The following is a 23,983-nucleotide window of genomic DNA, read 5'->3' as shown; positions in this document are numbered from 1 at the left end:
AAATATGTAAACATGATAGAAGAAATAAATATAAAGATTGACAACTTTGAAGGTCCACTGGATCTCCTTTTGCACCTTGTTAGTCAATATCAAATGGATATATTTCAAGTTCCATTAGTACCAGTTATAGAACAATATCTTAATTATATTAGAAAAATGCAAACTCTTGAGTTAGAGATTGCCGGTGAGTATATGCTTATGGCTAGTCAACTTATGCTTATCAAATCTCGAAGACTTCTACCAACGATTTCTGATGATTTTATAGAAGATACGGAACAGTTAGAATATGACTTGCTTGCACAAATTGATGAGTATCGAAAATATAAGATGTTATCTCAAAGCCTTAATAATCTACATACAGTGCGAAGTCATTATTATTCAAAGTCCAAGACAGAAATCATTACAGATGAAACTAGCCTTATCAAAGATAAAAACGCAATAGATTTGTTTTTGGCTTTTAATAAAATTCTCGAACTTCAACGGCAACAGATAGAGGATGAAAACACAACGATAGAAGCTGAGAAGTATACGATAGCTGATAAAATTTTGGAACTTACTAAAAAATTTACCAAACAAAAAATATGTAAGTTTTCTAGCCTGTTTTCTAAAGATGCTAAAAAAGAAGAACTTGTCACAACTTTTATGGCATTACTAGAATTGATTAAAAATCAACAAATTTCTTTTTCTCAAGAAGAGCTTTTTGGGGAAATTATATTAGAAAGAAAAGGAGAGCTGAAATATTGAATAAGACTGCTACTTGTGAGCTCTTACTTTTTGTTTCTGGTGAATCGGGCTTGACTCTTACCGAGTTGTCATCACTGGCTGAACTTTCTAAACAAGCCTGTCAACAGCAAATTGTTTATCTTCGAGAAAAATATCATGCTGATGAGGAGTCTGCTTTAACAATTATTGAAACTGCGGGAAAGTATAGAATGGCAACAAAAGAGGAATTTTCTGATTTGCTTAGCACTTATGCGAAAACACCGCTTAATCAGTCTCTATCGAAGTCAGCGTTAGAAGTATTATCTATCATTGCCTATAAGCAGCCTTTAACTCGATTAGAAATTGAACAATTGCGTGGTGTTAATTCATCTGGAGTTATTGCTACTCTGCGTGCTTTTGATTTGGTGGAAAAAGTAGGAGAACTTGAAGCTCCAGGGCGTCCTAGTCTTTATGCAACAACAGAGTTTTTCCTAGATTATATTGGGATTAATCAACTTGCGGAACTTCCAGAAGTTGATGAAGAACAATTTATAGCAGAGAAACAAATTTTATTTAATGAAAGTGATGAAGATGCGAATTAACAAATATTTGGCACACGCTGGTGTGGCAAGTCGCCGCAAAGCAGAAGAATTAATCTTAGCAGGAAAGGTTGTAGTTAACAATGTTCCTATGACGAATCTAGGTTATCAAGTTTCCTCAGGAGATGTGGTTGAAGTAAATGGTGTAGCGGTTTATAATGAAGAACCGGTTTACTATTTATTGAACAAACCACGTGGGTACATTTCTTCTGTAAGTGATGATAAAGGACGACAAACAGTAATGGATTTAATGCCTCAAGTAAAGGAAAGAATTTATCCTGTGGGACGTCTGGATTGGGATACAAGTGGTCTACTTTTATTAACTAATGATGGTGAGTTCACTAACTTAATGACACATCCAAGACACGGTGTAGACAAGGTTTATATTGCCAAAGTTGAAGGACAGGCGAATAAAGAAAATTTACGTCCATTGACTTTAGGAATTAAGATTGATGGGAAAAAGATGAGTCCCGCACGCTATGAAATTATCAAGCAGGATAAAGTCAAAAATCACTCTATTGTTAGTCTCACAATTCATGAAGGACAAAATCATCAAGTTAAAAATATGTTTGCGGCAGTAGGGCTCCCAGTCCAAAAATTAAGTCGTGTTCAATATGGAACCTTGGTTTTGGATGGAGTTCCTACTGGACAATATCGTCGTTTGAATAAGAAAGAAGTTTCACAATTAATTAATGCGGCACAAGCTTGATAAAGAGCATCTGATAAGGTGCTTTTTATTATTTTCGAAGTAAGTGCGTGCCAATACTCCTAACTCTTAGGTAGGGGATGAAGCAGCACTAACTTTGAATTTCGTCCGACTAAATTCAGTGGGGAGTTGCCCTTTTATCAGGCGCTTCAGCGACTAGAGAAAATGGACAAATGTTTTACGAAACTCCCACTGAATAAGTCTTGACTTCATCTCTTTTTTGGAATATTTGTTCGGTAGAAAAAATTATAGTAATCTGGTATGAAAACTTAGGTCTTGAAAAGAAGAATCTACTTGTGCTATAATAAACTTATCTTCAGGGCACCGTGAGATTCGGGACCGGCGGTAAATAGGGCTTTGACCTTATGACTCCGCGATTCGCAATGGCGATTGAAGCAGTGAGAACCTGCTAGCGACAGTTAAATGTGACCAAATGGGAGCATTTAATCAATAGCTTTTGTTTAACAAAGTTTATTGGTTTGATAGTCTGGATGGAAGAAGATGAACAATTTTTGTGATGTAATCACTGCTTTTTCGCTATGATTATGTTTTTGGCCAAACAAAAAAATGTCTATCAACTTCCTCGAAATTTGAAGAATTATTTTCTCATATTTGGAGGTTTTTTTATGTCTAAAACACGTCGAATGGTGCTTATTGCTATGCTTGCTGCACTTTCTACAATTTTATTATTGCCTATTTTGCAATTTCCGCTTTTACCAGGAATTGATTTCATGAAGGTTGAACTTTCGATTATTCCTGTATTAGTAGGGGTATTTACTTTGGGGCTCGGAGATGGATTTATTATCCTGTTTATCCGTTCAGTCCTGTGGTATATCTTATTTAATCAGGGTCCCTCGACTTGGATTGGTGTTCCAATGAATTTTATTGCGCTTGGACTTTTTATGACAATGGTGTGGCTCTTTACTAAGAAGAAGTTTTCGATTAAAAATTACATTGTTGGTGTTGTTTTTGCAACAATCTCAGCAGTAGTGGTCATGATGATTTTGAATGTATTCTATGCCCTTCCACTATATCGTTTGGCAGCGGGATTTGATGTTGACAAGATTTTCCCTGGGGCAGTTCATCTTTTTGATATGGGGTCTTTGGCGGTAACGTTCAATCCTAACTACTTGATGAGTGTCGTTCTTCCTTTTAACACGATTGAAAACTTAATTTTTGCGCTTGTCTTTGGTTTAATTGTCGCTGTTTTCCGAAAAAATAAGGTGGTTAAATTTTATAATGTTTAAGATAAAAGGTTGATTTATCAGCCTTTTTTGTTTTATTTTGAGTTTTTATGCTATACTAATCTTTAGAATATTATAAAATAAATTGGAATAAACTTTATGGGAATTTTTAGAGACCTCTGGTGGTTTTTTAAATCAGAGAAGAAAGGATATGGAGTAGGTCTATTTGCACTTTTTATGGTGTCAATGACGCATCTTATTCCACCGTTAGTAATTGGAGAAATTATCGACCATATTGTGAAGCATACGTTGACTTTAACTTTAGTTCTAGAATTTTCTGGAATTTTATTGGCAACTGCCGCTTTTGAATATGGTTTTCGCTATCTTTGGTCAACAAATATTTGGGGCGAGGCCTTTAAGCTAGAAAAAATTATGCGGGCGCGCCTTTTTCGGCATTTTTTGCGGATGGATACACTTTTTTACCAGCGAAATCGTACAGGGGATTTGATGGCCCATGCCACTAATGATTTACAAGCGATTCAGGAAGTAGCTGGTCGTGGCGTTTTAACGTGGGCAGATTCATTGATGACAGGTGGGACAACGATTATCGCGATGCTTTTGTTTATTGATTGGCGTTTGACAATTATTGCTGTTCTTCCTTTACCTTTTTTGGCATTGGTTTCAAAGATTTTGGGTGATAAAATTCATGTGAGTTTTGAACACGCTCAAGAGACGTTTTCTGAGATGAACGATAAGGTACAAGAGTCAATTACTGGAATGAAAGCGATTAAATCTTTCGGAGAAGAAACGCAAGATATGGCGGACTTCCAGCAAAAATTAGATAACATTGATGAAGCCTTTGTCAAGGTCAATCGAATTGATTCGATGTATGATCCTTTAATTACATTAATTGTTGGTGTGTCTTATACTTTGACAATTGCACTTGGAGGTTATTATGTGGTACACCATGTATTAAGCTTAGGGCAATTGGTTGCATTTATGACTTATATAGGTAACTTGGTTTGGCCAATGTTTGCAATTGGTGTGTTATTTAATGTGATTGAACGGGGCGTGCATCGTATTCACGTGTGGATAAATTATTGGCTCAAGAGGCTGAATCAAAAGTTTCTGAAGGAAAGTTATTGATGCCTGATTCGGGAGATTTGACTTTTAATGTTCAGGATTTTACTTATCCAAATGAGCATGAAGGGCGTAATCTACAGAATGTTCAATTTGATTTGAAAAAGGGGAAGGTACTTGGTCTGGTTGGACGGACGGGTTCTGGGAAATCGACGATTATCAAGTTATTAATGCGTGAATTTGATCATTATGAAGGTGAAATTGATTTTGCTGGTCGAGATATTATGGATTACCAGCTTGATGAATATTTGCCTGCGATTGGTTATGTGCCGCAGGAACATTTCCTGTTTTCAATGTCAGTGAGAGATAATATCCGTTTTGCGCGAATGACGGCTTCTCAAGAAGAGGTTGAGCTTGCTGCCAGAGCTGCAGGAATTCATGAGGATATTGTTGCTTTCCCTGCAGGCTACGATACGTTGGTTGGAGAACGTGGTGTTTCACTTTCTGGTGGTCAAAAGCAACGCTTGTCTATTGCTCGTGCTTTACTGATTCAACCTAAAATTTTAATCTTAGATGATGCATTATCTGCAGTAGATGCAAAGACTGAACAGTTGATTTTATCTAATTTAAAGGCACTTCGTCATGAAAGTTCGACTTTGATTGTCAGTCACAGGCTTTCGTCAGTAATGGATGCTGATGAAATTTTGGTTTTAGAAGCTGGTAAAATTGCTGAGCGAGGCTTGCATGGAAATCTGATAAAAGCAGAGGGTTGGTATGCACAAATGTGGCAAATGCAACAGATCGAGAGTCATCTTGAAAGTCGAAATTCTCCATATTCACTGACAGAAAAGCAGAGCGAGGATGATGAATCTGTCAGTATGCTGACAAAAACGAAGGGAGGCAACAATGACGGAGAATCGTGATGACAAAATGTCTGTCAGTGAGAGTTGGCAAGTTTTTAAATTTATTTTCAAATTTTTGCTTCCTTTCAAGCGGTATTTTGTTTGGGCGTTTGTATTTAGCGTGATAACAACGGCATTGGCTTCGATTATGCCTTTCGTTCTTTCTGCTTTTATGGATTCTTATTTGACACCGATGAGAGCAACGGACCAAATTATTTTTTACTTTGCAGGGCTTTATTTGGTGCTTGCAATTATTAATTCAATTGCTTTTTTCTTCAAATGGAACTATCTACAAAATGGCTCGATTTTTGTTAACCAGTATATTCGCAAAAAGGTTTATGCAAAAATTCACACTTTGGGTATGCGCTACTTTGACCAAAAACCAACAGGATGGTTAATTACGCGAATCACGAATGATACGGATTTGTTTGACTTTTGGCAGATGTTGTTTAATGCGTTAACAAGTGTGTTGTCTATTATCATTGCTTTCATTGCACTGTTTTTGATTGATCATCAAATTGCCTTAGTGATGCTAATTTTCTTGCCGATTTTGTTGTTGTCAGTGATGCTTTATCAGCGTGTTAGTACACGTGTTTATCGCGCAATGTTGGCAAAACGATCGGAATTAAATACAAAGTTAAATGAGTACATTTCTGGGATGCGTATTATTCAACAGTTTCGTCAGGAGTCTCGATTGGGCAAGGAATTTGAAGAAACAAACGATGAATACTATGGTTTCAGACGACGAGTCATTCAAATTAATGGAATGTTACTCAGTCCATTAGTTAATTTCTTGATGGCAATATCGATTATTGTCGTTTTGGTTATGTATTCTGATAGAAGCATGCATACCGTTGTCGCAGCTGGCTTGGTCTATGCTTTTATCAGCAATGTGCAGATTTATTTTAATCCGATTTCTGGGCTGATGGATTCTTTATCAAATTTTTCAAATGGTTTAGTGGCCTCAAGTCGAATCAAATCTATCATGGAAGAAACAGAATTTGTACCGAAACAGGCTACTGACAGTTCTGGTATCAATTTACCAACGATTACACAAGGAAAAATTGAATTTCGAGATGTAAGTTTTTCTTATGATGGAGAGCATCAAGTGCTTAAACACATTTCATTTGTTGTAAATCCTGGGGAAACTGTGGCTTTTGTCGGACATACGGGCTCTGGAAAATCAAGTATTATCAACGTTTTTATGCGTTTTTATGAATTTTCAGAAGGACAAGTTTTGATTGATGACCGAGATATTCGCAGCTATTCGAAAGAAGAATTAAGAGAGAAATTAGGTCTAGTTTTGCAAGATTCGTTCATGTTTGTTGCATCAGTTACTGACAATATTAAAATGATGAACCCTGTCATTACTGACAAAGCTGCTAAAGAGGCTGCAAAATTTGTACAAGCTGACCGATTCATTCAACAATTAGAAAACGGCTATGATACGCGTGTCATTGAAGGTGGGGCAGCTTTTTCAGCAGGTGAACGACAGTTGATTAATTTTGCTAGAACGATTGTCAGAAATCCTAAAATTCTTCTCCTAGATGAAGCAACGGCAAATATTGATACAGAAACAGAAGCACTGATTCAGGCAGGACTGACCAATATGCGTCAAAACCGTACAACAATGGCGATTGCTCACCGGTTATCAACGATTAAAGATGCCAACCAGATTCTTGTACTTGATAAAGGAGAAATCATTGAACGTGGCAATCATGATGAACTTCTTGAGCAAAATGGTTATTATGCAGATATGTACCGGATTCAAACCTTACAAAATGAACTTTAATGATTTCTGTCAGTACTGACAGAAATTTTTTTATCAGAAAAACTGATATTTTATATTGACAAAGTAGAAATATTAGAATATAATATAAGAAAAACTGATAAAAGGAGCTGAGTAATGAACTTTGGGAAAAATCTTAAACAACTTCGAATAAATGCAAAGCTCACTCAGAGCCAGCTTGCTGAACAACTTGGTATGAAACAAAGTGCCTATGTCCTTTGGGAACAAAAAGAGAGCAATCCAACACTGGAATTGTTGGAAAAATTGTCAGAAATTTATGGGTTATCCATTGAAGAACTCATCAAAAAAACTGATTATTCTACCGAAAAACAGCTATTAGAAAATTATCGTTTGCTGACAGAGGAACAACAGGAATCTGTCATTAATTTTACTGACTTTTTGATTGAGCAAAATAAATCAAATATTATTGAGTTACAAACTTATTCTCGGAATTCACTTTATTATGCCATAGTCGAAGATGAAGAGTTGTCAGCAGGATTGGGAAACTCTGTCAGCAACACTGGAGGATACTATAAGGCTTATACCACTATGCCCTTTCTCGTTATGATGGTGCTGCACGAGTTAAAGGAGAATCTATGGAACCTGAGTTTCCTAATTTCTCTATCGCAACATTTTTACATACTGGTTTTGGTCGTAGCGGTGATATCTATGCAATCGCCGAAGGGATTTGGGAGAAGAGCAGCTTTACATTAAACAGGTTTTTGAAGAAAAAGATTGCTTTAGAATTCATTCACTCAATCCAGAACCACAATATAAAGATTTTTATCTAGGACAGGAAGATAATTTTCGTATTATTGGGCCAGTTGTAGATCATTTTGAAGAAATTGAAGAAGCACAGATTGAGGACTAAGAGTAAATGATAGCTTGGATAAAAGATATTTTACCGATTGTAGGAATTGGGGTAATTTTTGCACTGTTGTATGAATTAGTCCTATGGATTTCCGTAAAACTTGATGAAAAAGAGATAAAAAAAACAAAAAAGCAGGAGCAAGAAATAAGTAAAATAAAAAATTTACATTTCTTCAAAAAGGAAAAAAGTATTGCATGAATAAATTTAAGAAATAAAATTTCTTAAATTTTCTCTTGCAAATCTATGAAAACTTTGTTATACTGTTAAAGGTTCTAAAAGAACTGACCGAAGACAGTAGGGACGTATGTCATAATATTCCTACCGAGGACAAATATCACAGTAAAAAATGATAATTGAACTCTCTATGTCTATGGTCGGCATAGTTTTTTTATGCCCGACAATAAAATATGGAGGTAAAAAAATGAGCGATTACAAAGTAAATGAAGCAACAATTGCTAAAAAAGCAGAATTGGTTGATGTTTACACAAAGAAAATGGCTGATGCAGCATCTATCGTTGTTGCAGATTCACGTGGTTTGACAGTTGATCAAGATACTCAACTTCGTAAACAACTCCGTGAAGCTGGCGTTGAATTCAAAGTGGTTAAAAACTCAATCTTGCGTCGTGCAGCTGAAAAAGCTGGTCTTGAAGGTTTATCAGAAGCTTTCTCAGGTCCATCAGCAGTAGCATTTTCTAACGAAGATGTTGTAGCACCTGCAAAAGTTTTGGCTGACTTCGCAAAAGAAGCTGAAAATCTTGAAATCAAAGCTGGTGTAATTGAAGGTAAAGTTTCTTCAAAAGAAGAAATTCAAGCTATTGCGTCTCTTCCAAGTCGCGAAGGTCTTCTTTCAATGCTTCTCTCAGTGCTTCAAGCACCAGTTCGCAACGTGGCTCTTGCAGTCAAAGCAGTTGCAGAAAAAGAAGAGTCGGCAGCTTAATGACAGGTTACTTGTTGCTTGAGCAACAAACAATCGGCGGATTTACGCAACAAAATAAAAAATTAATAGGAGAATATTAAAATGGCATTGAACATTGAAAACATCGTTGCTGAACTTGAAACAGCTACAATCCTTGAACTTTCAGAACTCGTAAAAGCAATTGAAGAAAAATTTGACGTAACTGCAGCAGCTCCTGTAGCAGCAGTAGCAGGTGCTGGTGAAGCAGCAGCTACTAAAGATTCATTTGACGTTGAATTGACTGGAGCAGGCGATAAGAAAGTTGCAGTTATCAAAGAAGTTCGTGGTATCACAGGTCTTGGTCTTAAAGAAGCTAAAGAACTTGTTGACGGTGCGCCTGCGCTTGTTAAAGAAGGTGTTTCTGAAGCAGAAGCTAACGAAATCAAAGAAAAACTTGAAGCAGCTGGTGCTTCAGTTAACCTTAAATAATCATTATGAGTATGATAAAAAGCCTGTTAAGGGCTTTTTTTGATTAATAAATAATAAAGTAGCTTTCCATAGAAGCTACTTTTATTTTGTATACTTTTTGGTATATACTACATTTTTCTTACATAAATGTAAGTTTGGTTCTCTGTCAGGATGATAAAATGTATTCAATAAAGTGAAATTTATCTATTCGTTTATCTAAATATGATTAAATAAACTTTATTTGATTGTAAAAGGAGGTGGAGGATGAATAAAAAAGAAATAGTTGTATTTTTTAGCAAGACAATATTTTATTTTATTATAATCATCATACTGCTTTATCTGTACTCGTATAGCCATACGGGAGGAGTACATTTTATTTATGATGAGTTTTAGAGGAGAGATGAATGAAATTATTAGAACGTATTTTAAAAATTGCTCAGGAATTTCCTGACAAGGTAGCTTTCTCTGAAGCTGAACGCTCATATACTTACCGTGAATTGATTTATATGATGTCATTAATTGCAGATAAAATTAAACAAAAGCGACCTGCAAATGAGGAAGAGCAGATGTGTCCGATTTTGATTTTTGGTAAAAATGATTTTATAACATTAACTTCAATGCTGGCAGCAAATTTGACAGGTCATGCCTATATTCCAGTAGATGCGCATACGCCTTTTGAACGAACTGAAATGATTTGGTCAGCATCAAAAGTCACAATGGTAATCACAACGACGGAGCTGTCAGAAGATTTTAAGAAACTTTTTGCTGACAGAATTTCTATCAGCACTGACAGCATTGAACAACTTTCTGTCAGTAAAAAATTTCCAGCAATCAATTTAGATGATGCGATATCAGGCGATGATAGTGCATATATTATCTACACTTCAGGTACGACAGGGATTCCCAAAGGGGTTGAAGTCAGCCATGATAATCTTGTTAGTTTTACAAACTGGATGAATCATGATTTTTTACATATTATAAATAATCAAATTTTATCTCAAGCTTTATATAGCTTCGACTTATCCATTTTTAGTATCTATCCAAGTCTGACTACAGGAGGAAACTTGGTTTCTTTATCAAGAAAAGAAACAACAAATTTCAAACTTCTCTTTGAACGATTGAATTCAACTGTAATCAATACATGGATCTCAACTCCATCATTTGTCGATATTTGCCTGCTTGATTCTTCATTTATAGAGAAAAATCTTCCTCATTTACAACAATTTATTTTTTGTGGTGAGGAACTGACAGTAAAAACGGCAGAAAAATTACTGACAGCTTTTCCGTCAGCGAGCATTTTTAATACTTACGGACCTACAGAAGCAACTGGAGCTATTTCGTCAGTAAAGATTACTCAAGAATTACTGAAAAATCACGCACGTTTGCCTATCGGTTATGCAAAACCTGGTGTAGAAGTAAGAATAATAGGTGGAGAAATCATTATTATTGGTGATTCCGTTGCAAAAGGTTATTATGAAAATCCAGAAAAAACTGCTCAAAGTTTTTTTACCATTGATGGGGAAAAAGCCTATCATACAGGGGATGCAGGTTCTGTCAGTGCTGACGGAATGTTATATTATCAAGGACGAATAGATTTTCAGGTTAAATTCAATGGTTTTCGAATTGAACTCCAAGACATTGAAGCAAATATGCAAGAAATAGAACAAATTGAGAAAGCAATTGTTTTACCAAAATTTAATACACAGCATAAAGTTACAGCGCTTGTTGCTTTTGTAAAAATGAATCAACGTCTATCTCATCTAGTTGATAAATCAGCAATGCGTGCATTTACAAAACAGCTCAGAGCAGAATTGTCCAAAACAATTATGGATTATATGATGCCAACACAATTTATCTATTTGGAAGAATTCCCCCTTAATCAAAATGGAAAAGTTGACCGAAAGGCGCTTGCTCTTAAAATGTCAGGAGAGTGAACGTGCAACCATATTCAACTCCCTTTTATTTTGTAATTCTTAGTGTAGCTTTGTCACCGCTTGTTATTGCCCAAATTTTTGGCAAAAAAATGATGTGGTATCAGTTCGTATTTACTCTTGGTTTTCTTTGGTTAACTTTTTCAGGAAGCACCACTTTCTTGGCGTTGATTGGCTTTGGAATTTTTCAAACCCTACTTATCAAGGGCTATGAATACTATCGGATTAAACAACAAAAGAATTGGACCACTATTTTTTATCTAGCGATTATTTTGGCTATTTCTCCTCTTGTTGTTGTTAAAGCAACTCCGCTCATATCTCCCAATCATCCAGCATCAATTATTGGTTTCTTAGGAATATCTTATATTACTTTTAAAAGTGTCGCAATGATTATGGAAATCCGTGATGGATTGATAAAGTCGGTTCCACTCAAAGATTTCCTATACTTTTTCTATTTTTATCCAACAATTTCATCAGGACCAATTGACCGATTTAGAAGATTTAGCAAAGAACTGAAAGCACCCGTTTCTCAAAAATATCTAGAACTACTAAATCAGGGAATTTTCCGAATTTTTCAGGGATTTCTCTATAAATTTATCATTGGGTATCTCATTGACCAATATTGGCTTCATGGAATAGCAATCGCAGCAACACTTCATCCTAATTTTTGGACAATTACTCAGTCCATGTATGCCTATGGTCTTTATCTCTTTTTCGACTTTGCTGGTTATTCTCTATTTGCGATTGGTGTAAGTAATTTGATGGGATATGACCTTCCTCATAACTTTAATAAACCCTTTTTAGCCAAGAATATCCATGAGTTTTGGCAACGATGGCACATGACTTTAAGTTTTTGGTTTAGAGATTTTGTGTTTATGCGTTTAGTGAAAACATTCATGGTAAAAAAATGGTCAAAAAACATGGTAACCATTTCTAATATCGGTTACCTAACGAATATGTTGCTTATGGGATTTTGGCATGGTCTGACATGGTATTATGTGCTTTATGGACTATATCATGCGTTTCTAATGATTCTGTATGATGCATGGAATCGTTTGAAAAAACGTCGCAACTGGGTAATTCCAAACACCAGATGGACAAGGGCAATTAGCATTTTTATCACATTTAATCTTGTATTTATCGGTTTTTTGATTTTTTCAGGAATTCCAAATTACATTCTCATGCATTATCTCAATCCATTTAATCCACTACCTAATTTTTAATTCTAAATGAAGTCAAGACTTATTCAGTGGGAGTTTCATAAAACATTTGTCCATTTTCTCTAGTCGCTGAAGCGACTGATAAAAGGGCGATTCACCACTGAATTTAAGGTACAACCTCTAGGTGTAACAACTAAGCGACCTGTACGCAGCTAAAGCTGCAACAGTCTGCTTAACATCTTCGATATGAGGTCACCTTGTCCAAGAAGCTTAGGTGCTAAAAGCGCCAACGCCCTATGGCAGTCGAACGAAATTCAAGGCTTAGTGCTGCTTTATCTCCTATCTAAGAGGTAGAGGTATTGCGATTGCGACTAGCCACTTTGGTGGTGTAGCGAGCATCGACAGCGTAGCCGTAAGGCGGAGATAGCACGCACTTGCTTTGATAAAGTACACAAGGAGAAATCAAATGAAAGAACAAATTTTTGACATTATTGAAACAATTGCAGCTACAGATGAATTTAGAGAAGATTTAGATATGGACCTATTTGAAGAGGGAATTCTTGATTCAATGAAAGCAATTATGCTCATTGTCGATCTAGAGGGAAATTTCAATATCAGCTTACCACCATCTGAAATGGACAGGGAAGACTGGAATACAGCGAATAAAATTGTTAAACGTGTTCAGGAAAAAGTCAATGAAAACTAAAATTATTAAAGCTTTGGGCCCTTTTTTCGTAGCGCTCGTTTTGACAGGTATTTTGATATTTATTCCCCTCAATGTCGGAACAAGATACTCACAAAAACAACTTACAAAATTTGCCCAAGCTCCCTACAATACACCAAGTTTCACAGGCTACTCAGTAAAAAAACAGGCATTTTCAAATCCCAATTTTTTACCCCTTCTAGGATCATCAGAGCTAGGACACATTGATCCTTTTCACCCCAGTGCTTATTTTTCGAAATATCCAGCGGGCTTTACTCCATATCTAGCAGGGCAACCAGGCACAACAACGCTGACACATTTTTTCTATGTGAATTCAGTAGCCGAACAATTAAAAAATCGGAAAATAGTCTTCATTATAAGCCCTCAGTGGTTCTCCAAGCGGGGAATTACAGAGTCAGAATTTGAAAATTTTATCTCCAAGGGGGAAATTTATTCTTGGATAAAAAATGCAAATTCAAAATCAATATCGACTCAAAAAATGGCACAACGTTTACTAAGCTTTAAATCACTTGAAGCTGAAAAAACGATTCATTCAGTGCTTGAACGACTAGCTGCTGGTAAAGACATGACAAGCTGGCAACATCTTTTAGTTTCAATGTCACTACAATTTTGGCGTAAAGAAGATTTACTATTTTCAGGAATATCACAGCTTACAGCAAATCACATTGGCCTATCTCCAAAAATACGGAATTTATCACACCATCTTCCTCAGATATGGAATTTTGAAAAATTAGACCGATTAGCATATCTAAAAGGAAGAAAAGCCGCCGACAATAATCCATTCTGTATTAACAATACGATATGGAAAAACAAGATGAAAGCAATTTATAAAAGTCGTAAAAATCGGATGGGAAGGGTAAACTATCTAAAAAGTCCAGAGTATACAGATTTCCAACAATTGTTAAATACATTTGCGGCGAATCATGATGATGTTCTCTTTGTTATTCAACCCGTGAATGGTAATTGGTATCGCTACTCAGGACTATCTGAAAAAGCACTACAAGACTTTAGTGTCAAGATTCGTCAGCAATTGAATACTCAAGGTTTTAATCAAGTGGCAGATTTCACAGGAATGTATAATACACCATATGCTGTTGGTGATACGATTCACTTTGGATATAGAGGTTGGTTAGCCGTAGACCAATCTATAAAGAAATTTATGAAACAGCCAAGAAAAGTAGACTATCATCTTGATAATTCACGATTTTTATCTCAAGAGTGGGCAATGAATGAAGAAAACTAATCATAGAAATAATACATCCAACCTTGGGAGTATTATTTTTTTATTTATCCAATATTTAGGAATAGGTAGTAGATAATATAGTTTTTAACTATACAAAAGCATATTATAAAAGTATTATTAATGATCAAGCGAATTTGATAAGATAGACTCATTAGAATTTTGGAGCGTTTAACTATGAAAAAATCAATTATTGCTTTCCCACGTATCGGTGAAAATCGTGAATTAAAATTTGCCCTTGAAAAATATTTTCGTAAAGAAATATCAGAAAAAGAACTACAACAAGTCGCCAAGGCTATTCGTTTAACAAACTGGCAACGGCAAAAAAATGCCGGGATTGATTTCCCAATTTCTAACGATTTTTCATTTTACGACCAAACGTTAGATTTGTCTATTGCCCTCAACGCTATTCCTGAGCGTTACAACGAATTAAATTTAAACAAGCTTGACACCTTATTCGCCCTTGCGCGTGGTTTTCAAGACGAAGCACACGATGTAACGGCTAGACCGATGAAAAAATGGTTTAACACAAATTATCACTATTTAGTCCCAGAAATAAATCGTGAAACAACAATCAAAGCGAACTTCTCTAAACTTATTGACGAATATAGAGAAGCAAAAGAGAGTGGCATTGAAACTAAACCAACTGTTATTGGTCCTTATACTTTTTTAACTTTAGCTGAGTATCTAGAAGATACCACAGTAGAAACTGTTTTATCGGAAATCATTAATGCCTATCAGCAACTCCTAGTATCTCTTAATCAAGAAAATGTAAAGTGGTTACAAATTGAAGAACCTGCTCTTGTTTTGGATCAAAGCAAAGAAGAAATTGTCTTATTTGAAAAAATCTATCAAGAACTGTTAAAGCACAAAAATAAAGTTAAAGTACAACTACAAACCTATTTTGGTGACATCCGTGATAGTTATACCAGCGTATGTGAACTCGATTTTGATGGCATCGGACTTGATTTTGTCGAAGGAAGAGAAACCGCAGCACTCATTCAGAAATATGGTTTTCCTAAGGATAAGTTGTTATTTGCGGGAGTTGTTAATGGAAAAAATATTTGGCGTAATAATTATCAACAATCACTTGAAGTTTTAAATGCTATAAAAACAGAAGCGCAGATCATTGTCAATACAAGTTGTTCTCTACAACACGTGCCGGTAACGACCAAAAATGAAGATAAGCTAGAAAAGAATATTTTAAAACATTTTTCATTCGCAAATGAAAAACTAGAAGAAATTAGCCAGCTTGCTGACATCTATTTCACAGGAAATGAACAATTACTCCATCAAAATGAAGCATTGTTTAATGAAAAACGAATACAAGAAAATTTGCAATTGAAACAAGCGATTGATCATTTAGCTGAGAAAGATTTTATCCGTCAACCCAGTTTGGAAAGACGTCGTACTCTTCAAAATGAAGCATTACATTTGCCACTTTTACCTACGACAACAATCGGTTCATTTCCCCAAACCGTAGAAGTTCGGCGAGCACGGCTGAATCATAAAAAAGGTGAATTGAGCAATGAAGCCTATGATACATTTCTGGAAGAAAAAATCCGTGAATGCATTGAACTTCAAGAGAAAATAGGTTTAGATGTTTTGGTTCATGGTGAATTTGAAAGAAATGACATGGTGGAATATTTTGGAGAACAACTCGACGGATACGTATTTACTCAAAAAGCTTGGGTACAATCCTATGGTACACGTTGCGTTAAACCGCCTATTGTCTGGGGAGATATTACTAGACCACATTCGATGACTGTTCGTTGGTCAACTTTTGCTCAAGAGCAGACTGCTAAACCTGTTAAGGGAATGCTTACAGGGCCTGTTACCATCTTAAATTGGAGTTTTCCAAGAGAAGATATAAGCTTACGTGAAAGTACCTTGCAATTGGCTTTGGCTGTTCAGGCAGAGGTCTTAGATTTAGAAAAAGCAGGAATTAAAATCATTCAAATTGATGAAGCGGCTTTGAGAGAGAAACTACCTCTACGAAAAAGTGATTGGTATAGTGAATATTTAGATTGGGCTATTCCAGCGTTTAGACTTGTTCATTCAAAAGTAAGACCAGAAACACAGATTCATACTCATATGTGTTACTCAGAGTTTGAAGATATTATTTCATCTATTGATGCAATGGACGCCGATGTTATTTCTTTTGAAGCAAGTCGTAGCGAACTATCTATTATTGATGCACTAAAGACCCATCATTTCCAAACGCTTGTAGGACCTGGGGTTTATGACATTCATTCTCCAAGAGTTCCTAGCACCAATGAAATCAAAACGCAAATTTCGCGAATCTTAGACAAACTTCCTCTAGAACAGGTATGGATTAATCCAGATTGTGGATTAAAGACGCGTGGAAATGAAGAGACCATTTTAAGTCTTGAACATTTAGTCGAAGCAACGAATTTAATTAGAAGTGGGGTTAACGAGCATGGTGAACAATCCAAAGAAAATGCTTTCGTTTGAGGTGTTTCCACCAAATACTGAGGTAGGCACATCAAAATTGTTTAAGACACTTGATGAGTTAAAAGAATTATCACCAGACTTTATAAGTGTAACGTGTAGTAATAATAATCGTACAGATATAGGTCATACTACGATTAGAGTAGCAGATTATGTCAATAATACTTTAAATATTCCTGCGGTGGCTCACTTATCTGCTGCCTATTTAGATAAAAATCAAGTGAAAGAGATTTTGGAGCAGTTAAAAACTAAGGGGATCCACCAAATATTAGCGCTTAGAGGAGATATTACAACTTTACCGACCAAAAATGATTTTCATTTTGCAAGTGACTTAGTCCGTTTTATCAGAGCGTATGATGAAACTTTTGAAATATTAGGAGCGTGTTATCCAGACATTCATCCTGAATCTCAGAACCGCGTGACAGACTTTCATTATCTAAAAGAAAAAGTTGACTCAGGATGTGATAAATTAATCACGCAACTGTTTTTTGATAATAATACTTTCTATGATTTTCAAGAAAGATGTGCTATTGCGGGGATAGAGGTTCCTATTCTTGCAGGAATTATGCCCATTGTTAATCGAAATCAAGCGATTAGACTTTTAAAAACCTGTAATACCCCATTGCCAAAGAAATTCGTTAGAATTTTAGAAAAGTATGAGCATAATCCTCTTGCTTTGAAAGATGCAGGAATTGCGTTTGCAATTGACCAAATCATAGATTTAACAACAGAAGATGTAGACGGTATTCATCTATATACAATGAATAATGCTGAGACCGCGAAGTCTATTCATCATGCAACCTCGTCGTTATTCTATCAAGAATTATCTTAAAATATACCATAAATAAAAAGCTCAGTGATGGGCTTTTTATTTATGATTTTAAAGATAGAATATAAGGTATATTTCTTATACTGATAAATATTGATAATAGGAAATTCTCTCATCTCGAGAGATTTTTTATTAGTCTGTATTTTTCTAATTGAAATCAGATAAATTAGAAATTTTACATTTTCTAAAAAGGAAGATTTGAAAAAAACAGAGCTGTTGTATATAATTAAATCAAACGATGTAATAAAAAACAGACAATGTTGTCTGCTTAAAATAGGTAATGGAGGAAGGACTACAAGCAACGATATAGAAATAGGAAACATGACGATATGTTCATAAGGAGGACACCAATGAAATGGTATCAATTACCCAAGGAACAAGTCTTAAATGACTTGCAAGTAATAGAAGAACAGGGACTAAGAAAAGAGGAACGTGAACAACGTTTAACTGAAGACGGTCCCAATTTGCTAACTGGCGAGAAAGTTGAAGGTTCAATAAAGAAATTTTTTAAGCATTTCAATGATTTACTCATATATGTGTTGATTGTGGCAGGAATCTTAAAAGGAATCAGCGGTGATTACATTGATATGAGTATTATTTTTGCAGTTGTTATTATCAATGCACTGATTGGCTTTATTCAAGAAGCTAAGGCAAACAACTCGTTGGATGGCTTAAAAAGCATGATGGGAGCTGATGCTACACTCTTGATTGGTGGCGAAAAACAAGTGGTTCCAGCAGATACGTTAGTAAAAGGCGATATCGTTTTACTTAACTCAGGTGATATTATCCCAGCAGATGTCCGAATCTTGGAAGCTTATAATTTAGTGGTGGATGAAGCAATGCTCACAGGTGAGTCAACACCAGTACAAAAGAATGCAATTGCTATTGAAGACGAGGTTGATCTAGGAGATCGGATTAATATGGGATACTCGGGCTCTTTAGTCAATAGTGGTAGCGGAAAAGCTGTTGTTGTGGGAGTCGGAGATAACACTGAGATAGGAAAAATCAGTACTCACTTGAAAGAGGTGGGTGTGACTGAAACACCACTAATCAAGAAAATGAAACATTTGAATAAACAAATTTTCATTATCTTACTGATATTAGTGATTGGATTAATTATTTTTAGCCAATTCCATCGTGATTTTTCATTTGAAGAAATGGTGTCTTGGATGATCGTTTTAGCTGTTTCTGCTGTTCCAGAAGGATTACCGGCAGTACTGTCAATCATTTTATCTGTTGGTGTGACAAGAATGGCTACAAAACAAGCCATTATCAAAAAAATGCCGGCCGTTGAAACCTTGGGAAGTATGGGAGTAATCTGTTCGGATAAAACAGGAACACTTACAAAAAATGAAATGTCTGTGCTTGCTATTTTAACCAAGCAGCAAGTATTTGAGAAAAGTCAAACGAACCAATGGAAAGATGAAATCAATGTGTTCAATCATGATGCGCAATTGAAACGCTTAGTGGAAACAGCGCTTTATTGTAATGATACAAAGATTGATTATCACAATGGTCAGAGAGAAGTGATTGGAAATCCGACCGAGGGTGCTCTATTGGATTGGGCTTACCATATGGAATTTATTCAGGATGAGAAAGTGTTGTATAAAATTCCTTTTGATTCAAGTTATAAATATATGGCAACTTTAGTTGAAGTGAATCATCAACGTTTCATCTACCTAAAAGGTGCGCCAGATGTTTTACTTAACATGGTGGACTACCAGTTTGGAAATGATGCTGTAGAGAAAATTGATTTTAATTTATGGGAAGCAATGATTTCAAAACAAGCCAAAAAGGGACAACGTATATTGGCAACAGCATTTAAGGAAGTTCCTTTAAATCAAGAAACGATCAGCCATGAAGAGTTGTTTAATGATATGATTTTGGTTGGAATGTATGGTATTATTGACCCACCAAAACCAGCGGCAATTGAAGCCGTTCGTGAAAGTCATCAGGCAGGTATATCTGTGAAAATGATTACAGGAGATCATAAGGATACAGCTGTCGCTATCGCCAAAGAAATTGGTTTAAAAAATACTGATAGAGCTGTGACTGGACAAGAAATTGAGATGATGTCTGATACAGAATTATCGAATATTGTGATGAGCCATGATGTTTTTGCACGAACAACCCCTGAGCATAAATTACGTTTGGTGAGTGCTATTAAGTCCAATGGACAAATTGTGGGAATGACTGGAGATGGTGTCAATGATGCTCCAGCATTGAAAAAAGCTGACATTGGGATTGCGATGGGACAAAAGGGGACACAAGTCACAAAAGATGCAGCAGATATGGTGTTAGCAGATGATAATTTTGCAACCATTGCAGAGGCTGTACGTGAGGGGCGTCGTGTCTATGATAATTTGAAAAAAACGATTTATTTTTCACTGCCAACTGCTTTTGCTCAAGGGCTGCTAGTTGTAGTGTCAATATTGATTGATAGACCTCTCCCACTGACGTCAGTTCAGATTTTGTGGTTAAACATGGTAACAACAATTACATTATCTTTTGCCTTAGGTTTTGAACATGAGGCAAAAGATGTGATGCAGCGTTCACCACGTAATCCAAATGAAAATATTTTAGATAGGTATGCGATTTTTAGAACTATTTATGTATCAATTGTATTAGCTTTCTTAGGCTTTTTAGTAAACAATATAGTAATATCTGAAGGTGTTCCCACTGCGGTAGCTCAGACGACACTATTGATGACCATTGTGTTTGGTCAAGTATTTTATATGATAAATTGTCGTAGTATTCACAAGTTCTCTATTGATAAAGATATGTTGAAAAATCATGTTCTTTGGATATCTTTGATAATATTGGCAGTTTTACAGCTGATGATTATTTACGTCCCAGTAGTTAGCAATGCACTAGGAACGATGAATATTGGCTTGCATAATTTGAATTATGCTTTCTTAGCTGGTCTTATCTTGTTTGTGCTTGTTGAAGTAGAAAAGTTAATTTCTCGGCAATTTATCAAGAGTTAAGAGATAATACAGGAGATTATATTTGAAAATGCTGATGAGTATTTTATGAAAAATAGAAGTATTCCATTCTGAGTTGATTTCTGCAAAAAATTTAACTTTGTGATAAAATTAATCATGTAAAGATGAACTGTATAGTTCAAAATTTAAGGCATCTGTGATAAATGAAACAGAGCCTCAAAGGAGAAATAAAATGTCACGTAAACCAATTATCGCTGGTAACTGGAAAATGAACAAAAACCTTAAAGAAGTTTTTGCATTCATGGCTAATATTGATGGCAAATTACCATCAGAAGATAAAGTAGAAGTAGCTGTGGCTGCTCCTGCAATGTACCTTGTACCACTTGTTCATCATCGTGGAAAAAATCCACTTAAAGTTTCAGCTGAAAATGTTTACTTTGAAAATTCAGGTGCATTTACAGGCGAAATCTCACCTGCAATGCTTGCTGCTGAAGGGATTGAATATGCGATTATCGGTCACTCAGAACGTCGTGAATATTTCCATGAAACTGATGAAGATATCAACAAAAAAGCCAAGGCTCTTATTGCTGCAGGTGTGACACCAATTCTTTGCTGTGGTGAAACTTTGGAAACATTTGAAGCTGGGAAAACAGCTGAATGGGTTTCAGGTCAAATCGAAGCTGGTCTTGCTGGCATTGACGGTAAAGATGTTGCTAACATGGTTATCGCTTACGAACCAATTTGGGCAATTGGTACAGGTAAAACTGCAACGGCTGAAATTGCTGATGAAACTTGTGGTGTTGTACGTTCAACAGTTGAAAAGCTTTATGGTAAAGAAGTTTCAGAAGCTGTTCGCATTCAATATGGTGGCTCTGTAAAACCAGAAACAGTTGAAGAACTGATGGGTAAAGAAAATATTGACGGAGCACTTGTAGGTGGTGCATCACTTGAAGCCGATTCATTCCTTGCTTTGCTTAAAATGTATATGTAATCTGGAAGTCTCATTTCAAGATTAGTCAAGTCTGTCAGCATACTGACAGACTTTTTTATATTAATTCTGCCCTATCAGCAGTTGAATTAGTGATTCGTGAAAGTGATTGTGTGCTGTAAATTTGAATTGCATCATTATCCTAAAACTAGGGTGCTGACAGAAATCTGTCAGTAAGCAAAAAGTGAAGTTTTTTGATAGTATGGAAGATACAGGGCAAAAATAGAAATGATATGGGGAGATCAATCATGTGTACTAGTTTTCAAATGAAATCAAGTGATGGAAGCTTACTTTTTGCAAGAACTATGGATTGGCATACTTTTAGTGCTGAACCGCTTGTTTTACCTAAAAACTATACATGGAGAGCGGTGTATGATGGAAATCTGATTACAAATTTGTATACGATTTTAGGTGTGGGTCGTGATTCACCAGAGCATCATGCGGATATTTCTGATGGGGTCAATGAATTTGGTTTAGCAGCACAAAAATTAACATTCTCTAATCATTCGGAGTATTCTGTCAGTGCTGACAGAAATAAAATTCAACTTGCAGCTTTTGAATTTGTCATGTGGATATTGGGAAATTGTCGGTCAGTAGCTGACATTAGAGAAAAAATTAAAAAGGTACAACTTATGACAGATGACCATGCAAAAATGAAGTATGGGCGTAATGACCTGCATTTTTCGGCGACCGATCCAACTGGACAAATGATAAATATTGAACCGAGAGAAGGAAAGCTGGTGATTATTGATAATCCAATCGGTGTGGTAACTAATGCTCCAAAGTTTGAGCGCGAAGTTGAAAAATTGGCTACCTATATGGACTTATCAGAGCAGGCTGTCGGTCTAAATCATATTTCTACAGGAAATTTCAGTGGTAAACCAGTATTTCCAGGAGGATTCACACCAACTTCTCGATTTATTCGTGCTGCTATTTTTAAAGAAAGAGCGATATTACCTATAAATGAACAAGAAAATGTTATTGAAACTTGGCATATTTTGAATGGTGTGACTGTACCAAAATCAGATGGCCGCTCAGATACCTATACTGTTTATCGAAGTGCAGTAGATGTCACAAGCCGTAGGCTTTATTTGCAACGTTATAATGATTTGAGCATCACAAGTTATCGTTTTCCAGAATAGCTGAACTAAAGCTAATCAGAAAACCTAGAGTTTTAAAGTGATTACTTCATCAGTAGGAGATTCTTTCTCCCCTACTGATGTTGGGCACAATCTCACATCAAAGATATGAGGTCACACCGTAGCGAAGCTTCGTTATCCATTCGCTCTATCTTCGCTTTGCTATGCTGTCGATTTCACTAAGCCACTAAAGTGGCAAGTTCAAATCGCAATCGACTAAAGTTGCAAGGCGAAGTGGTCTTGTCCCTGAAGTTTAAGCGCTATCTCCGCGCTGTCCACACCACGGGTATCCATGCTCGCTACGGTGCTGAAGCACCGAGTCGTAATGGTTCTCGCTAAGTGGATAAAGCCACAAGTCGAGTCGCAAAGCGCTAAGACCCTAGGGCAGTAGAACGAAAGCAAAGCTTGCCATTTCGCCTTATCGCCTTGCCTTTTGCTTAGCAGTTAGCTTCGCATGACCATTGGCTGTAAGACACTAAAGTGCCGATGAACATTTGTCCTCTATCTCTAAGTCACTAAAGTGACAAGAATAGAGGCAACGCCAAATGGCAATCAAACGGACAGCGGCGCAACGAAGTTACGTAGACCGTTCGCAGAACGGTGTGCGAAGCACGTAGCGCCGTAGTGAGGATGGACAGCGTAGCCCAAAGGGCGAAGATAGCACGCACTTGCTTGGTTAAAATAGAAAATTAGGATTTATCATGCATTTATTTGTAATTTTAGGGGCGTTTATTTCGCTATCCTTTTCAATTTCAACAGTTATTGCCATTATACGAGGAAGAGTGAAACCCAATCGGGTAACGTGGCTTATTTGGGCGATTGCTCCTCTCATTAGTGCTGCTGCAGCTATTTCTAGCGGTGTGACTTGGGCAGTTTTACCCGTTTTTATGTCAGGTTTTGGTCCTACACTTGTTTTTACAGCCTCTTTTTTAAAAAAAGAAGCTTATTGGGGAATTGAACGTTTTGACTATATTTGCGGTTTCGTTTCGATTTTGGCATTAATTGCTTGGTACCTCACGAAAGACCCTAGCGTAGCAATTATATTGGCTATCTTATCTGATGTGTTAGCAGGGTTACCAACTTTGTTTAAAGGTTGGCGCTATCCAGAAACAGAAAATGGTTTTCTTTATCTAGGGACACTTTTTTCAGCAAGCACAACTTTTACTGAAATCCAAAATTGGAATTTAGCAGAAGTTGCTTTCCCAACTTATCTTATCCTACTTAGTTTAAGCTTTTTTATCATCATAGAGGGTAGAAGAAGATATCTAAAAAACCACCGTGGTGCACAATGAATACCTTTGAGAAAAGCGAATAATATGATACAATAACATTGAAAAGTAACATGATTGAAATTTAATG

The 23,983-nt window shown here is 36.1% G+C and carries 20 protein-coding genes, 2 pseudogenes and 1 other annotated feature; all 22 genes and pseudogenes read left to right on the top strand.

Annotated elements, in window-relative coordinates; genetic code table 11:
- Positions 1 to 12: 12 nt before the first annotated feature.
- The 22 genes and pseudogenes from FLP15_RS09305 (at position 13) to FLP15_RS09205 (ending at position 23,916) form a co-directional block, all read left to right on the top strand.
- On the top strand, positions 13 to 744 hold the full coding sequence (locus FLP15_RS09305; RefSeq protein WP_142766891.1) for a segregation/condensation protein A: 732 nt from the start codon (positions 13 to 15) through the stop codon (positions 742 to 744).
- The gene (gene scpB, locus FLP15_RS09300) at positions 741 to 1,304 is read left to right on the top strand and encodes an SMC-Scp complex subunit ScpB (protein ID WP_142766890.1); all 564 of its coding nucleotides are present in this window, start codon (positions 741 to 743) and stop codon (positions 1,302 to 1,304) included. Before FLP15_RS09305 ends, scpB begins: the two co-directional genes overlap by 4 nt.
- The gene (locus tag FLP15_RS09295; RefSeq protein ID WP_142766889.1) at positions 1,294 to 2,010 is read left to right on the top strand and encodes a pseudouridine synthase; all 717 of its coding nucleotides are present in this window, start codon (positions 1,294 to 1,296) and stop codon (positions 2,008 to 2,010) included. Before scpB ends, FLP15_RS09295 begins: the two co-directional genes overlap by 11 nt.
- Before the next feature lie 623 nt (positions 2,011 to 2,633).
- A complete protein-coding gene (locus tag FLP15_RS09290; RefSeq protein WP_142766888.1) occupies positions 2,634 to 3,254 on the top strand; it encodes an ECF transporter S component in 621 nt (206 codons plus the stop codon).
- A 96-nt stretch (positions 3,255 to 3,350) separates the two neighbouring features.
- Positions 3,351 to 5,194, top strand: a pseudogene (locus FLP15_RS09285) (ABC transporter ATP-binding protein).
- The gene (locus FLP15_RS09280) at positions 5,178 to 6,965 is read left to right on the top strand and encodes an ABC transporter ATP-binding protein (protein WP_142766887.1); all 1,788 of its coding nucleotides are present in this window, start codon (positions 5,178 to 5,180) and stop codon (positions 6,963 to 6,965) included. The pseudogene FLP15_RS09285 and the gene FLP15_RS09280 overlap by 17 nt, the downstream one beginning before the upstream one ends.
- A gap of 114 nt (positions 6,966 to 7,079) precedes the next feature.
- On the top strand, positions 7,080 to 7,676 hold the full coding sequence (locus tag FLP15_RS13870) for a helix-turn-helix domain-containing protein (protein ID WP_223804606.1): 597 nt from the start codon (positions 7,080 to 7,082) through the stop codon (positions 7,674 to 7,676).
- A pseudogene (locus tag FLP15_RS13195) lies at positions 7,559 to 7,833 on the top strand (S24 family peptidase). Before FLP15_RS13870 ends, FLP15_RS13195 begins: the two are co-directional and overlap by 118 nt.
- A gap of 6 nt (positions 7,834 to 7,839) precedes the next feature.
- Positions 7,840 to 8,031, top strand: coding sequence for a hypothetical protein (locus FLP15_RS09270; protein ID WP_223804605.1), 192 nt, complete (start codon positions 7,840 to 7,842; stop codon positions 8,029 to 8,031).
- Positions 8,032 to 8,100: 69 nt separating this feature from the next.
- Positions 8,101 to 8,231 (top strand) — a sequence feature (ribosomal protein L10 leader region).
- 23 nt (positions 8,232 to 8,254) lie between these two features.
- Positions 8,255 to 8,770, top strand: a complete 516-nt coding sequence (gene rplJ, locus FLP15_RS09265; RefSeq protein ID WP_120771759.1) for a 50S ribosomal protein L10 — start codon at positions 8,255 to 8,257, stop codon at positions 8,768 to 8,770.
- Between the two features lie 81 nt (positions 8,771 to 8,851).
- The gene (gene rplL / locus FLP15_RS09260; protein ID WP_120771758.1) at positions 8,852 to 9,217 is read left to right on the top strand and encodes a 50S ribosomal protein L7/L12; all 366 of its coding nucleotides are present in this window, start codon (positions 8,852 to 8,854) and stop codon (positions 9,215 to 9,217) included.
- A 243-nt stretch (positions 9,218 to 9,460) separates the two neighbouring features.
- Entirely contained in the window at positions 9,461 to 9,589 is a 129-nt protein-coding gene (gene dltX, locus FLP15_RS09255; protein ID WP_142766886.1) for a teichoic acid D-Ala incorporation-associated protein DltX, read from the top strand.
- 11 nt (positions 9,590 to 9,600) lie between these two features.
- On the top strand, positions 9,601 to 11,130 hold the full coding sequence (gene dltA / locus FLP15_RS09250; protein ID WP_142766885.1) for a D-alanine--poly(phosphoribitol) ligase subunit DltA: 1,530 nt from the start codon (positions 9,601 to 9,603) through the stop codon (positions 11,128 to 11,130).
- 2 nt (positions 11,131 to 11,132) lie between these two features.
- Positions 11,133 to 12,350 carry a D-alanyl-lipoteichoic acid biosynthesis protein DltB gene (gene dltB, locus FLP15_RS09245; RefSeq protein ID WP_142766884.1) on the top strand — a complete coding sequence of 406 codons (1,218 nt, stop codon included), beginning with the start codon at positions 11,133 to 11,135 and terminating at the stop codon, positions 12,348 to 12,350.
- A gap of 403 nt (positions 12,351 to 12,753) precedes the next feature.
- Entirely contained in the window at positions 12,754 to 12,993 is a 240-nt protein-coding gene (gene dltC / locus FLP15_RS09240; RefSeq protein WP_142766883.1) for a D-alanine--poly(phosphoribitol) ligase subunit DltC, read from the top strand.
- Positions 12,983 to 14,254 (top strand): D-alanyl-lipoteichoic acid biosynthesis protein DltD, encoded by a 1,272-nt coding sequence (gene dltD, locus FLP15_RS09235; RefSeq protein ID WP_142766882.1) that lies wholly within the window; start codon positions 12,983 to 12,985, stop codon positions 14,252 to 14,254. Before dltC ends, dltD begins: the two co-directional genes overlap by 11 nt.
- Before the next feature lie 174 nt (positions 14,255 to 14,428).
- Complete coding sequence (gene metE, locus FLP15_RS09230; RefSeq protein WP_142766881.1) at positions 14,429 to 16,726, top strand: 5-methyltetrahydropteroyltriglutamate--homocysteine S-methyltransferase; 2,298 nt, start codon at positions 14,429 to 14,431, stop codon at positions 16,724 to 16,726.
- A complete protein-coding gene (gene metF / locus FLP15_RS09225; protein ID WP_142766880.1) occupies positions 16,692 to 17,555 on the top strand; it encodes a methylenetetrahydrofolate reductase [NAD(P)H] in 864 nt (287 codons plus the stop codon). Before metE ends, metF begins: the two co-directional genes overlap by 35 nt.
- Positions 17,556 to 17,902: 347 nt before the next feature.
- Positions 17,903 to 20,539 carry an HAD-IC family P-type ATPase gene (locus FLP15_RS09220; protein WP_142766879.1) on the top strand — a complete coding sequence of 879 codons (2,637 nt, stop codon included), beginning with the start codon at positions 17,903 to 17,905 and terminating at the stop codon, positions 20,537 to 20,539.
- Positions 20,540 to 20,729: 190 nt separating this feature from the next.
- Complete coding sequence (tpiA, locus tag FLP15_RS09215) at positions 20,730 to 21,488, top strand: triose-phosphate isomerase (protein WP_142766878.1); 759 nt, start codon at positions 20,730 to 20,732, stop codon at positions 21,486 to 21,488.
- A 245-nt stretch (positions 21,489 to 21,733) separates the two neighbouring features.
- Positions 21,734 to 22,627, top strand: a complete 894-nt coding sequence (locus FLP15_RS09210; protein WP_142766877.1) for a choloylglycine hydrolase family protein — start codon at positions 21,734 to 21,736, stop codon at positions 22,625 to 22,627.
- 698 nt (positions 22,628 to 23,325) lie between these two features.
- The gene (locus FLP15_RS09205) at positions 23,326 to 23,916 is read left to right on the top strand and encodes a hypothetical protein (RefSeq protein ID WP_142766876.1); all 591 of its coding nucleotides are present in this window, start codon (positions 23,326 to 23,328) and stop codon (positions 23,914 to 23,916) included.
- The last annotated feature ends 67 nt before the right edge of the window (positions 23,917 to 23,983 follow it).

The organism is Lactococcus protaetiae, assembly GCF_006965445.1.
Classification (GTDB): Bacteria; Bacillota; Bacilli; order Lactobacillales; family Streptococcaceae; genus Lactococcus; species Lactococcus protaetiae.
The sequence above is the reverse complement of the archived record's forward strand: the minus strand, read 5'-3'. Positions and strand labels throughout refer to the sequence as shown.

Coding starts and splice junctions, on each gene's coding strand:
- dltC (WP_142766883.1), top strand. CDS start 12,754: ATGAAAGAACAAATTTTTGACATTATTGAAACAATTGCAGCTACAGAT.
- dltA (WP_142766885.1), top strand. CDS start 9,601: ATGAAATTATTAGAACGTATTTTAAAAATTGCTCAGGAATTTCCTGAC.
- FLP15_RS09220 (WP_142766879.1), top strand. CDS start 17,903: ATGAAATGGTATCAATTACCCAAGGAACAAGTCTTAAATGACTTGCAA.
- FLP15_RS09210 (WP_142766877.1), top strand. CDS start 21,734: ATGTGTACTAGTTTTCAAATGAAATCAAGTGATGGAAGCTTACTTTTT.
- rplJ (WP_120771759.1), top strand. CDS start 8,255: ATGAGCGATTACAAAGTAAATGAAGCAACAATTGCTAAAAAAGCAGAA.
- FLP15_RS09280 (WP_142766887.1), top strand. CDS start 5,178: ATGACGGAGAATCGTGATGACAAAATGTCTGTCAGTGAGAGTTGGCAA.
- FLP15_RS13870 (WP_223804606.1), top strand. CDS start 7,080: ATGAACTTTGGGAAAAATCTTAAACAACTTCGAATAAATGCAAAGCTC.
- FLP15_RS09305 (WP_142766891.1), top strand. CDS start 13: ATGATAGAAGAAATAAATATAAAGATTGACAACTTTGAAGGTCCACTG.
- metF (WP_142766880.1), top strand. CDS start 16,692: ATGGTGAACAATCCAAAGAAAATGCTTTCGTTTGAGGTGTTTCCACCA.
- FLP15_RS09270 (WP_223804605.1), top strand. CDS start 7,840: ATGATAGCTTGGATAAAAGATATTTTACCGATTGTAGGAATTGGGGTA.
- tpiA (WP_142766878.1), top strand. CDS start 20,730: ATGTCACGTAAACCAATTATCGCTGGTAACTGGAAAATGAACAAAAAC.
- FLP15_RS09290 (WP_142766888.1), top strand. CDS start 2,634: ATGTCTAAAACACGTCGAATGGTGCTTATTGCTATGCTTGCTGCACTT.
- metE (WP_142766881.1), top strand. CDS start 14,429: ATGAAAAAATCAATTATTGCTTTCCCACGTATCGGTGAAAATCGTGAA.
- FLP15_RS09205 (WP_142766876.1), top strand. CDS start 23,326: ATGCATTTATTTGTAATTTTAGGGGCGTTTATTTCGCTATCCTTTTCA.
- rplL (WP_120771758.1), top strand. CDS start 8,852: ATGGCATTGAACATTGAAAACATCGTTGCTGAACTTGAAACAGCTACA.
- FLP15_RS09295 (WP_142766889.1), top strand. CDS start 1,294: ATGCGAATTAACAAATATTTGGCACACGCTGGTGTGGCAAGTCGCCGC.
- dltX (WP_142766886.1), top strand. CDS start 9,461: ATGAATAAAAAAGAAATAGTTGTATTTTTTAGCAAGACAATATTTTAT.
- dltD (WP_142766882.1), top strand. CDS start 12,983: ATGAAAACTAAAATTATTAAAGCTTTGGGCCCTTTTTTCGTAGCGCTC.